The organism is Maricaulis sp., assembly GCF_048270095.1.
GTDB lineage: Bacteria > Pseudomonadota > Alphaproteobacteria > Caulobacterales > Maricaulaceae > Maricaulis.
Genome location: NZ_JBLWTL010000007.1, coordinates 103,389 through 115,219 on the forward strand (window position 1 = coordinate 103,389; position 11,831 = coordinate 115,219).

The window sequence follows — 11,831 nt, forward strand, 5'->3', positions numbered from 1 at the left end:
TTTCAAATGCATAGGGGTTGCGCTATGAGCGACGACGCGGATTTTAAATTTGATGATGAGACTGAGGCGTTTGAGGGCAGCGCAAAATCGACTAGTGACCGAGCGATCGAACGGAAGTTCGAGACAGGTCGGCTTCGCGTTGTACAAGAGCAGAATTCATTCTTTCTGCCTCATGTCGTAGATTTTATTGAGGGGCGAAAATGGGGCAATCTTCGGCCAAAGTATCAACGTAGATTAAGATGGGACAATCGAAAAAAATCGAAGCTTATTGAAAGCTTTCTGATGAACGTTCCAGTTCCTCCTGTGTTTCTGTATGAGAATGGAATTGGCAAGTTCGAGGTGATGGATGGGCAGCAGAGGCTAAACGCAGTCTTGGAGTACATGACCAACAGGTTTCCGCTTTCAAATCTCGAAATTTGGAGCGAACTGAACGGTAGGACATACTCTCAATTGCCGCCGTTAGTTCGGCGTGGTCTGGACCGGGCGAAGGTGTCGGCGATCACGTTGATGTCCGACATGGGTAGCGAGAAAGTGGATTCTATTGACCTCAGAGCACAAGTCTTTGATCGACTAAACTCTGGGGGAGTCCGATTAAATCAACAAGAGCTTCGAAACTCGCTGTTCGGCGGATCGTTCAATGATCTGATCGTTCATTTATCGGGAACCGCAAAATTTACGGATGCCTGGAATATCCCGGCGCACGCAGAGAACGTTTTTGATGATGGGACGGTTTCAGACCTTCTGATCAGCAATACGCTTTATAAACAAATGATGGACTGTGAAATCGTCCTTCGCTTTTTCGCTTTTCGTCAGGACGACAAGTACATCGTCGGCTCCGTCAAAAAAATTCTCGATAATACTATGAAGCGATATCGGAATGCTCCGGATGAGCAGATAGCTGAGTTATCTAGATCATTCTCGACTACATTAAATTTTGTACGGAAGGTCCTCGGGGAGACGGTGTTCCGGTTGGCACCTAGCGAAGACAATACACGCCGTCTCTCACGACCACTGTATGATGCTGAGATGGTTGCGTTTGAGAAATTCCTGGACCGTGAAGCTGAAGTTTTGCGGGCAAAACCGCAAATTGTTGAAGCACTGGAGGCCGCGACTAGACCGAATTCAAATGACTACGAGACTCTTGTTGGACGGGGAAATACAGCCCAAACGATCAAGGATCGGATTCAGCGAGTCGAGGAGATCATCAACGGTGTCATCTAATGGCTGATGCTCTCGACAGATTATCGGCGACGGCTAGAAGTTCGATCGATGAAATAAATGCAAATCTCTCAGTATATACGGGATTTCGAGATTTATTTGTCGCTAGAGCGGGAGAACTCTATGCATATGGAACGATCGGCGGCGAGCTCCGCGGAAAGCTGGACGAGACGCTCAAACTCAAAATCTTTGATCCGGTTCCCATGTACAGAGGACTCTATGTACAGTTGATCAGTCTGTTTGAGCGTAGTGTAGCGTCAGCGATTATCGCTCACGTTCAGCGGATTGACAAAACGAGCACTAGGTTTAGCGATTTACCTGAGCCGTTTCGAAATCAGTACATTCGTAGTTCCGGTGGATTATTGGGGTACTACGGTCAAGGGAGCGTTGATGGTGTCAGCTTCGACTTCGACAATCTTTTGGGTGGTCTATCGGCAAGTTTTGGCGATGGTGAGAAGAAACGACTTGTTGGAGAGGTTTTTACTACCCGACTCGGCAATGTGACACCGGATCGATTGATCAGGTTGTTTGAAGCGTTGAGTCTGCCCGAGCCTTTCAGTGACGCGTTTGGAAAACTCGCCCCGATCCAGAGTTGGACTGGGACACGAAAGGCCCGGGAGGCAGCGAATGAATCGCGTAAGCGCTTGTCAGCCGGGATAGAGCGACGCAACCAAATCGTTCATGGTGCCATCGGCGAAGCGGTAATTGAAGTTTCGGACGTTGAGCAAACTGGCGAGATGGTATTCGCGTTACTCGAAGGTTTGATCTTGCTAATCCGAGAAAATGAATTTTGGTAAACTTGCCTTGGTTCGTCGAATGTGTGTCGTCATTTCTAATCGATGATGCATAATGGGGATACACGCCATTTAGTCCGTGCCGGAAACGGGTGCCCACCCACACCCCACCTCAAAACCCCATGCCGAGAGTCCGCCTCAGGGGACAGGCGTGGTCAAGGGCGCCGCTTCGCGGATTCACCGGACGCGCGCCTGGCCCCTGAGGCCCTTTGGCTGGCAAGGAGGTTACGGAATCGCCTCGCTTTCCCATCCGAAACACAACCCAAATACAAAACACTGTCATCCCCGCCGGATAGCCCGACTTGATCGGGCTGGAGAGCGGGGACCCAGACCCACCAGCCTTGGCACGTCTGGGTCCCGGATCTGCGCCCCGCTTTTGCGGGGCATTCGTCCGGGATGACAACGCGTTTGTGTGTGTCGTCAAAACCGGCGTGGCGCGCGTCATCCTCACCAGCTCCGCCGGCTTCGCCGCCACCTCTTCCATCAAGGAACAGGTGGGGGGCGCTTTTCCACCCCAATCATCAAAGCTCACCTTCCCCCGGAGGAGCGTAGCGAATTCCGGGGTCTACCGGAGGGTGGTGATTGATCTCCAGGCTCCGGTCGGCCCCGGAACAGGTCCGGGGGAAAAGGTGAGGGGGGAGGCGTTTTTCTCGCCCGGGAGACCGGCGTGGTGCGCGTCACCCTCACCAGCTCCGTCGGCTTCGCCGCCACCTCTTCCATCAAGGAAGAGGAGGGGCGTCTTCATTCTCCCCAGGGAGAGGGCGGGCTTGGGTGCCTTGCCGGGGAGAGGCACCAGCGCTTCCCCCGCATTGCGGCGGCAGAAAAGGCGTCCGGGCTTATCTTGTGCGTGGTCTTCACGCTCTCTTCATGCCGGCCGGAGCAGGCTGTCGGCCAGGCAAGACGAAGAGGGGGCCTCATGCGCCATTTCACGATCACAGCACTGACCGCGCTCGCTGCCCTGGCGGGTGTGGGCGTTGACGTCCTGGCACAGGATGCTGCCTCGCCGGAGGGGCAGGTCTATGCCGTGACGTTCGGGGATAGTCCGCCGGTCAGCGGCAAGACGGTCCTCTATACCTTCGAAACCGGCAATATGATCTCGTCGCAAGTCCCGCTTGCCTTTGGCGAGCATGACCAGCCGGGCGGGTCCGGGACGTGGCGGGCTGAGGGAATGGTGGGGATACAGGGCAATGGCGCGTCGGGCGGCGATGGGCCGCCGGAGATCGGCAGTCACCCGCTCCAGCATCTGCAATTGCTGGCGGCGGGGTCTGACCTGGCGATGTGCCAGAGCTGGCCGCAAATCGCCATTGGCGAGAGCGCCGATCCGCAAACATTGTGCTGGATCACCAACCCCGATGTCGTTTCGGTGGAACGCCGCCAATAGGCGGTGGCACGCAGCCCGCTTCGCCCGCCTTGCGGCCTCGAGCCGGGCGGAGAGCCGGGATGACAACGCGTTCTGGTCGCCCGGAATGCCGCCAAGGCGTGCCCCTAGGCCGCTCCCGCCTCGCGCACCCTTTCCCCCATCACGCCATTGGCGCGGATCGCCTTTTGGCATTCGAAACTGCCCGCACGGAAGGCGCGGCAGGCTTCGGGGCGGTGTTCGTAGACGGCGCACAGCGCCTCGCCGGTCTCAAGGCGCAGATGGGTGCAGTGGCCGCAACTGAAATCGACGAAAGCGCGGCCGCCCTCCTCGAACAGGCTGTCTGCGGGCAGGGCGGCGGGACCGATCCGGGCCTGGTCTTCCGGCAGCAAGACGAGATAGCGCGGATGGCGGCTGAAACAGCAGGCTCCGCAGGCGACGCAGTCAAACGCCAGATCCGACATGTGAAGTGACAAACCCGCCGCGCGAAGGCGCCCTTGCACCCCGGCCCGCAGCGCGCGGGATGTACGCCAGTCAGCGGCGATTTGCACCTGGAAAATTGGCGGCCGGTGTGAACACGGCCCGTTAATCCGGGCCGTGCTTGGCTGGCCCTCAAGCAAGACGACGGGGAGGTCCTATGCGTATTTCCATCCACACCGGCTGTTTCGGGGCGCTTGCGGCCTGTGCTGTGGCCTTGATGCCGTTTGCTGTGCCGGCCGCGACAGCCCAGGCATCGGCTTCGCCCTCGGGGCAGGTCTATCAGACCGGTTTCGGGTCCGAGACAACCACGACGCTGGCGATCGAGTTTGGTCGTGGCGAGCGCGGAGGGACGGTGAGCATTACCGAGCTCGGTCTCGCACCCGCCCCGCCACCGCCCGGCCTGGAATTCGGCATGCTGGGGCAATGGAGCCAGGCGGCGGACGGTTCGGTGACGGTCAGCGGCTCGCTCTATTTCCTGCCCGGCGGTGGTCCGGCTGTGTGCGAGAGCTGGGCGGCGGATTATTCCGAGCAGGAGGAGACCTGCTGGTTCAGCCATAATGGCGCCAGCTATGGCCCGCTCCTCCTGCAATAGGTCTCGCTGCAATGGCGCCGGGCCGGCCAGCCGGGGTTGATGCCAGTTTCTTCGGGAGCGTCGGGATCGGTAAAATTCTACGCGCTCACCAAGCGCGATCTTAAACCCCGGCCGCTAGACCGGTGTCCAACCCGCTCCAGTCAAGAAACGGAAAACCTCATGAAAACAACGCTGCTGGCCAGCCTGAGTGTCCTCCTCCTCGCACCTGTCGCCTTCGCCGATGACGGCCCTGCGGGACAGGAATTCACGGCGGTCGCGACCCGCAATACCGATTTCGCCCGCGAGGGCCAGACGGCGACCATCCGTTTCGAGGCTGGCGGCGATATCACCGTGTCCGGCGTCATGGATGCGATGGGGTCGGATCCATGGACGAGCTATTGGCAAGCGGAATCCAACGGCGAAATCACCAATGGTGCCTCGATTTTCTGGATGGATCCCTTTGGTGATCGTCCGACCTGCCGCAGCTGGCCGGACTATCCGATCGGCGCCGATATCGAATCCGTCGGCGGAGACTGGGAAGCCACCGGCGTCTGCTGGATCGGCCCCGAGGGCGGCGAAGGGGATTGGCGGATCACCCGCACGCAATAGTGAACGCCAAAGCCTTGCCCATGCACGTTGATATCAAGGGGATTATATCATGCTGAAATCATTCGCCGTCGCCACCATTGCCACGCTCATGCTCGCTGGCGCTGCCGCCGCGCAGGACGCCTCGGCCGCGGCCAGCCCGAGCGGTCAGATCTATCGGGTCAGCTTCGCCAATGTCGATCCGGTGTTTGGCGGGTCGATCTATTTCGAGTTCGATGACTGGGGGATTTCTTCCTACACCGAGAGCGGTATTGGCGGCGCCGACAGTCCGGGCGGGACGGGCTCGTGGGATGCCGAGGGCGCCGCAATCTCGATTTATGGCGATGCAGGCGAGGCGCCGGACCCCGGTGACCCCCTTCCGCCCGCGCCGGCATTTCAGCTCTTCGCTGACGGACAGAGCCAGGTTCGTTGCGAGAGCTGGCCCCGGATTGAGGTCGGTGCCAGCGCGGATCCGCAATCGCTGTGCTGGATCACCAGCCCCAATGTCCTGGCGGTCGAGCGCACGCAATAGTGTGCCGGGCCACCAAATATTAAGGATGACGCTCTAGCGGTTGGACTGGAAGAAAGTGGTGCGCTCGTGTCCGCTGCAAGCCGGGAATATCGCGATGCGCCTGCCTGTCTTATCATTTCTGGCCCTGATCCTCGCCGCCGCCGCGCCGGGGGCAGCCACCGCCGAAATCCCGCAAGCCTATCAGGCGCTGCTGGCCGAGGCGGCTGAACGCCAGAATGATGATGCACGCTTTCTCGAGACCGCCGATATGGTCGCGGTGCTGGTCGAGGGCGGCCGCGCCGCTGTGCATGCGGATATTCTCGCCCATCTGCCGCACCGCGCCAGCGCCGTCGCCGATTGGCCCTTGCCGGAACCGGCCGCACCTCCGGACCCGGCTGCTGCACCGGAGCCTCAGCGAGAGCATCGCGATCTCGGCGGCGCGCCGATCGATCTCAGCGAAGCGCCCGAAGGGTCCGGCGGCTGGCTGGCCGGCTCGATCCGCAGGCTGCGGCCTGACAGCTGGGCCGGCCATGTCCGCGCCGGTGTCCAGCTGGAACGCGGTAATTCCGAACTCACCGATTTCACCTTCGCCATCGAGCTGGACCGCGAGCTTGAGGATGGCTGGCGCATTGACAGCCAGTTCGAATATTTCCTGTCGGAAAGCGCCACCCAGACCACACGCGACAACTGGCTCGCCGAGCTCCGCACCACGCGCGAACTCGACAGCGGCATCGGCTATTACGGCGGCGGCTCCTATGAGCGCGATCTGATCGGCCTGTATGAACGCTCGGCCTTTATCACCGGGGGCGGGATCTGGCATGCGCTGGACGGGCCAAAGCTGGATTGGGTGCTGCGCGCCGGCGCCGGCCAGCGTTTTCGCGAAGACCGCCTGAATGGCGAGACCTACACCGATTGGGTCGCCGAGGCCGGATCGAGCCTGCATTACCAGATTTCCGAAACCTCCCGCTTCGGCTCGGAGACGACCGCTTTCCTCGGCGGCGGCTCACGCATCGATCAGCGCTTCACCCTGACCAATCGCCTGTTTGGCAACTGGGCGATCCAGACCGGCCTTCGCATCGAGCATGAATTCGCGGACCGCCCCGGCTATGAGCCAACCGATATGCGGCTGGACATTTCCCTGCTCTACGCTTTCGATTGATCCGTGCCGCCTGAGGTCTTGTTATCACCTGGCGCTGGCGCGCACGGCTGATACAGGGCAATCTGGCCGTCGTGGCCAGTGGCGGTATCGGGGGACTCCGGGTGAGCGAAATCGTGCAGCCAAAGCGATCGGTGGGATATCCACGCATTGAGCGGACCGTGCCGGAGTCGGATCCGGTCGCAGAACAGGGAGGCTAGATTGATCCTTCAGGCCGAAGCGGGGTCATTCCCGCGCCATATCGACCGCATCCTCTTCATCGCCGGACTGGTGATCTACACCGCCGGCCAGGTGCTGCTCAATCTCGGCCAGGACTTTGTGGCGGCGCAGAGCCCGGTGGATTTCGCCCATTGGCTCTTACTGACCGGCGCGCTCTTCCTGATCCCTTTCGTGGCGCGTCTGCCCTGGCGCAATCTTCACCTCATCACCATCCCGCTGATGCTGGTCGGGATCGCCTCCGTGGTCGGGATGTGTGTGCTCGACTTCATCTTCTGGAGCCTGCCGGACGGGGAGTTTGAGCGTGAGGTGGCCGGCCATCTGATCGCGACGCCGGCGATCTGGCAGCCCTTCATGGCCATCGGGCCGAATTATATTTTCGGCGCCGGGCTGATGCTGCCCAGCCTGTCCTACTGGAACCGGTCGCGCGCCGGTGTGGTGCTGGTCGTGGCCGGCACGGCGATCATCGCGCTGCTGTTTCACTGGTTCAATGTGGTCGGCTATATCGCGCTGACACTGGGCTATGTGTTGTGTTTCGATGTCCTGCGGCCGGCGCGGACGCTCCAACCCGCACAGGAGACATCATGACGGATGCCCCGATACAGGATACCACGGCACAGGATGCCCATACCGGCTCGTGCTTTTGCGGCGCGGTGCAATACCGGCTGACGCGCGATCCGATGTTCGTGCATGCCTGCCATTGCCGCGATTGCCGCAAACAGACCGGTGGCCCGTTCGCCATCAATGGCCTGATCGAACGCGATGCGGTCGAGCTGATCGCCGGTCAGCCGGTGCGCCATGAGCAGAAGACCGGCAGCGGCAAGCCGCATGATATCTGGCGCTGCGAGACTTGTGGCAATGCGGTGTGGAGCGATTATGGCCGCCGCGAAGTAATGGTGTTTATCCGCGTTGCGACGCTGGATGATCCCGAGCGCTGCCCGCCCGATGTCCACATCTTCACGCGCAGCGCTTTGCCCTTCACCGAAATTCCGGACGAGGCGCGTCAATTCAGGGTTTTCTACGATATGCGGGCCGAATGGCCGGCCGCGGCGCTGGAGCGTTTTGCGGCGCTCGATACGCGCTGGCTCGGAGCCTGATCGGGCAGGGACTTATCCGCCCCCCGTCGATGGCGACCTATACTGCAGTCACGTTCAAGAGGCGGCCGTGCACAGCCGCGTCCCGAACGGGTGGCGCTGGACGCGCAAGGGCTGACGGGCCGGACGCGCTTCCTTAATCGGCTTCACCGGGTTGTGGATGGTCCGCCGGATCGCAGACACCTCAATACCCATACCAGACTGACCGGACGGATCATCCGCAATGCCCGCCGGGCCGATTGCCTGGAGAGCGGGCCTGTGCGTGCGTCGAAAACCAACCCGTCCCGCGGGCGACCGGCATCGAGAACCAAGTGGTCCATGACCGCCCGCTGCAAACCGGAAATCTCACAGCGCGCCCTTTCGTCCCGCCCCGGACCGCCCCGGCTCTGAGCCGGTCGATATGCGGCTGGGCATTGCCCGGCTCGACGCCTGCGATTGATCTGAACCGCCTTCGGTCTGGCTCGCACCTGGCGCTGGCGCCCACGGTTGATACAGGGCAATCTGGCCGTACTGGCAGTCTTGGGGGAATACGGGTGAGCGAAATCGAGCGGCCGAAAGGGGCCTGGATCTGGGTTGGCGCGCGACTCCTGCGGGTCTTTTTCCTGTTGGTCCTGGTGGCCGGCCTGTTCTACGCGCTCGGCGGAACCGATTCCGGGGCGGGCCTTTCCGGCGGATTTACCGCCCTGTTCGCTTTACCCTTCTGCCTTGGCGCCATCCTTCAATACGTGATCAGTCCCGCCGGAACGACGGATGCGAGCTGGACCGCGGCCCTGGCCGGTTTTCTGTTGCTGGCCGTGATGGTGATTGTCGGCGTTTTCTTCCGCGAGGGCTTGGTCTGCATCGTCTTCCTGGCCGTGCCCTGGTGGCTCAGTGCCTGGCTGGGCGCCCTGCTCGTCAGCGGGCTGCACGCGCGCTTTCGCCAGCGTGCCGTGCTGCACAGTGCCGGGCTGATTATCCTGCCCTTCGCCCTGTTATTGCTGGGACCGCTTGCGACCAATCCCACCCATCATTTCGAGGTCCGGCGCTCGGTGGTGATCGAGGCAGAGGCGGAGCGCATCTGGCCGCATCTTCTGACGCTCGACGGTCTTTCCGATGATGAAGGTGTCTGGACAATTGCCCAGGACGTGTTGCGCATCCCGCGGCCGCGCTCGGCGCTGGTGGTGGGGGAGGGCGTTGGCGCCGTACGTCTGGCGCGCTGGGGCGAGCATATTGGTTTCGAGGAGCACGTGACGGGCTGGTCGCAGAACAGCGAGCTGGCCTGGCGCTTCGTCTTTCCTGACGATTCAATCGCGCGCCATACCGATGCGCATATCGGTCCCGATAGCGACTTTCTCGGCATCGAGACCGGCAGCTACACGCTGACCCCGCTCGGCGATGGACATACCCGCCTGACCCTGATGACGCGCTACCGTGCGAGTAGCCCCGCCAATCATTATAGCGCTGTGTGGGGCGAGATCATCCTGGGCGGTATCCAGCGCAATATCCTCACCGTGATCGCAGACCGGAGTGAGGCGGAGGCGGGCTAGTCGGGGGCGGCAATAACCGGCGCGGTCATCGCGTATCCAGTCACGGGGGACACGCATCGCCGGTGTTGCGGCCGTATCCTGTCCCCCGGATTGAAAGCCTATTTCTTCCCAGGCGGAACGACTGTGCCCTTGGTGGATGGTGCCGCAGCGATGGTTTTCTTCTTCTCCGCTTTCGGCTTCTTGATTTCCTTGTTGGATTTTTGCTGACCCTTGGCCATGGCATGCTCCTTTGAGCGAGGTCCGGCGGACCGCGTGTGGCAATGTTACGCCTGTCCGCAGCCGCGCGATAGCGTTGTTTTGCTTGCCACCGGCGCCGGGCTTGCGCGCATTTGTCCCCGCCCGGGGCTGGCGGACTTATGCTGTAATACGCCTGAAAGCGGGGCTCTGTACCTGAGCCGCGAAGCAGTTGTATAAAGAGGCTGAATGTTCTGGGGAGGACACATGACGGATCCGATCATTGCGCGCGCGCGCACCAATACACGGGTCAATGTCAGGGAGGGGGCGCCGGCACTTTCGGCACCCATCCGCGAAACCCTGGCCTCTGGCACGGAAATTTTCATCACCGGGACGCTCGATGGCGACAGGGTCGGTGGCAATGACCGCTGGTATGCCTGCCGCGGCGATGTCTTCGTCTGGAGTGGTGCGTGCGAGGACTATCGCGACGAGCCGGCTCCGCCTCCTGATGATGCCGACGACACGGACCGCCCGTCGCGCCTTGAGCTCGGTGAGGTGATGCAGCCGGAGTTCGAGACCCTCGACGATGTCTTCCACAAGGTGCGCGGTTACCGGCCGAACGGGCTGGAAGGGTTGATCGTGCATTTTGATGCGGCCCGCACCCAGCCCTCCAGCGACACCTCGATGACCGGTGTGATGCGCTATGGCGCGGAAGCGGGCTATCATTACGGCGGTATCAGCCGCTCTGGCCGGATCTTCCTGCCCCAGGGCTTCAGCTGGGAAGGCTGGGGCTATCATGCCGGCAAGAGCGAATGCCCGGCGACGGGCCGCAAGGGCGTGTCGCAATATTATGTCGGCTTTGAGCTCAATAATCCCGGGCGGCTTTACCCGGCCGTTCAGACTGGCGTGTTCTGTCCCTGGTTCAATGCCGAGCGCGACGACAAGGGCCGCGTCATCCTCGATGCAGACGGGCGCTGCACCCGCCGCGACGAGAATGGCGAATGGTATCGCGATTACGAGGTGCGGCTGTGCGAGGGCGGCAATATCGTCAAGGGATGGTATCTGCCCTATAGCGCCGAGCAATTTGCGGCGCTGACCCGGATCTGCATCTGGCTGTCACGCAAATTCCCCGACAGTTTTTCGCTGGACCGGGTCTTCGGCCATGACGAGGTGTCGCCGGGGCGCAAATCCGATCCCGGCGGTGCCATGGGGACGCCCACCGAGCTGATGACGATGGCCCAGTTTCGTCAGCATCTGAAGGATATGGCGCAATAGAGGCTCCGTTAATCGGTTGTGTGGCATGTTTGAGCCCTGTTTGCCCGTTAGAGGTGAGGCATGAGCAAGTCCGTGACATCGAGTTTTCGGCGTACATCCGATCATTTTGAGCCCGACCTGGTCCAGGATCCCGGCGAGCAGCGCAAGCTGCGCGGACATCTGGAACAGATTGACTACACGGTCTCGGCCGCCAATCAGGCGGTGATCCAGAAGGATATCCACCACGTTACGCTGGAGGATTTCCGCAATCTCGCCCTGACCGCCGCCAAGGCGCGCACGGCCTGGGTGTCGACCGCGATCGAGTTGGCCAAACTCCACAAGGCACTGGAGCCGGAACAGCTGGCGAAACTGTCGCATTTGCGCGGTGTCTATGATGAGCTCTCCGAGGCTTATGAAGCGATGCGGCGCATGGTTGAGCGCGGCTATCTGAGCTATCACAAGGGCCTGCCCGAGAAGGGTTGAGCCGGCGCGTCTGCCCGTTTGAGGGCAGGTCGCGATTGAACCCTTTTCGTCGTGCCGCACACCTATACTCTGAACGGGGCCGCTTGACCGGTCCGGCAGATGAGGGGCGTGAGCCATGCAGCGCGACAGCAGACGGGTTCTCGGGGAATACCTCGTTATCGCTGCGCAGACCGGCGACCGCGCTGCCAGCGGTCAACTCGCCCGCCTGTGGCAGCCGGCACTCCTGCGCCACGCGCTGCGCCTGACCGGTGAGACCGAGCTGGCGCGTGACACGCTGCAGGACGCCTGGATTGATATCCTGCGCGGTCTGGGCGGCCTGTCAGACGCCGCAGCCTTCCCGGCCTGGGCCTATCGCATCGTCACCCGCAAGAGCGCCGCAAGCGTGCGCGGCCTGCAACGCCGCCGCCAGACC

14 protein-coding genes are annotated in these 11,831 nt (G+C 61.5%); 13 read left to right on the plus strand and 1 reads right to left on the minus strand.

Features of this window, described 5'->3' with window-relative positions:
- Window positions 1-24: 24 nt before the first annotated feature.
- The 3 genes from ACN0YJ_RS06415 (at window position 25) to ACN0YJ_RS06425 (ending at window position 3,393) form a co-directional block, all read left to right on the plus strand.
- Window positions 25-1,221, plus strand: coding sequence for a DUF262 domain-containing protein (locus ACN0YJ_RS06415; protein WP_417495683.1), 1,197 nt, complete (start codon window positions 25-27; stop codon window positions 1,219-1,221).
- Window positions 1,221-2,015, plus strand: coding sequence for a hypothetical protein (locus tag ACN0YJ_RS06420; protein ID WP_417495684.1), 795 nt, complete (start codon window positions 1,221-1,223; stop codon window positions 2,013-2,015). Before ACN0YJ_RS06415 ends, ACN0YJ_RS06420 begins: the two co-directional genes overlap by 1 nt.
- Window positions 2,016-2,928: 913 nt before the next feature.
- On the plus strand, window positions 2,929-3,393 hold the full coding sequence (locus ACN0YJ_RS06425) for a hypothetical protein (protein ID WP_417495685.1): 465 nt from the start codon (window positions 2,929-2,931) through the stop codon (window positions 3,391-3,393).
- A gap of 104 nt (window positions 3,394-3,497) precedes the next feature.
- Here the strand turns inward: ACN0YJ_RS06425 and ACN0YJ_RS06430 are convergent, their stop codons facing one another.
- Window positions 3,498-3,833 (minus strand): YkgJ family cysteine cluster protein, encoded by a 336-nt coding sequence (locus ACN0YJ_RS06430; protein ID WP_417477705.1) that lies wholly within the window; start codon window positions 3,831-3,833, stop codon window positions 3,498-3,500.
- Between the two features lie 173 nt (window positions 3,834-4,006).
- Here ACN0YJ_RS06430 and ACN0YJ_RS06435 point away from each other — a divergent pair, with 173 nt between their 5' ends.
- From ACN0YJ_RS06435 to ACN0YJ_RS06480, 10 genes are all read left to right on the plus strand, one after another.
- Window positions 4,007-4,441 carry a hypothetical protein gene (locus ACN0YJ_RS06435; RefSeq protein ID WP_417495686.1) on the plus strand — a complete coding sequence of 145 codons (435 nt, stop codon included), beginning with the start codon at window positions 4,007-4,009 and terminating at the stop codon, window positions 4,439-4,441.
- 159 nt (window positions 4,442-4,600) lie between these two features.
- A complete protein-coding gene (locus ACN0YJ_RS06440; protein WP_417477703.1) occupies window positions 4,601-5,029 on the plus strand; it encodes a hypothetical protein in 429 nt (142 codons plus the stop codon).
- Window positions 5,030-5,078: 49 nt separating this feature from the next.
- Window positions 5,079-5,537 (plus strand): hypothetical protein, encoded by a 459-nt coding sequence (locus tag ACN0YJ_RS06445; protein WP_417495687.1) that lies wholly within the window; start codon window positions 5,079-5,081, stop codon window positions 5,535-5,537.
- A gap of 94 nt (window positions 5,538-5,631) precedes the next feature.
- On the plus strand, window positions 5,632-6,675 hold the full coding sequence (locus ACN0YJ_RS06450; protein WP_417495688.1) for a DUF481 domain-containing protein: 1,044 nt from the start codon (window positions 5,632-5,634) through the stop codon (window positions 6,673-6,675).
- A gap of 198 nt (window positions 6,676-6,873) precedes the next feature.
- Complete coding sequence (locus tag ACN0YJ_RS06455) at window positions 6,874-7,476, plus strand: hypothetical protein (RefSeq protein WP_417495689.1); 603 nt, start codon at window positions 6,874-6,876, stop codon at window positions 7,474-7,476.
- Window positions 7,473-7,985 carry a GFA family protein gene (locus ACN0YJ_RS06460; protein WP_417489314.1) on the plus strand — a complete coding sequence of 171 codons (513 nt, stop codon included), beginning with the start codon at window positions 7,473-7,475 and terminating at the stop codon, window positions 7,983-7,985. The genes ACN0YJ_RS06455 and ACN0YJ_RS06460 overlap by 4 nt, the downstream gene beginning before the upstream one ends.
- Before the next feature lie 530 nt (window positions 7,986-8,515).
- Window positions 8,516-9,508 (plus strand): hypothetical protein, encoded by a 993-nt coding sequence (locus tag ACN0YJ_RS06465; protein ID WP_417495690.1) that lies wholly within the window; start codon window positions 8,516-8,518, stop codon window positions 9,506-9,508.
- Between the two features lie 441 nt (window positions 9,509-9,949).
- On the plus strand, window positions 9,950-10,957 hold the full coding sequence (locus ACN0YJ_RS06470) for an N-acetylmuramoyl-L-alanine amidase (RefSeq protein ID WP_417495691.1): 1,008 nt from the start codon (window positions 9,950-9,952) through the stop codon (window positions 10,955-10,957).
- Between the two features lie 60 nt (window positions 10,958-11,017).
- Entirely contained in the window at window positions 11,018-11,419 is a 402-nt protein-coding gene (locus tag ACN0YJ_RS06475) for a hypothetical protein (protein WP_417477696.1), read from the plus strand.
- A gap of 115 nt (window positions 11,420-11,534) precedes the next feature.
- Window positions 11,535-11,831 (plus strand): RNA polymerase sigma factor (locus ACN0YJ_RS06480; protein WP_417495692.1); only part of this gene is annotated, 297 nt, incomplete at its 3' end.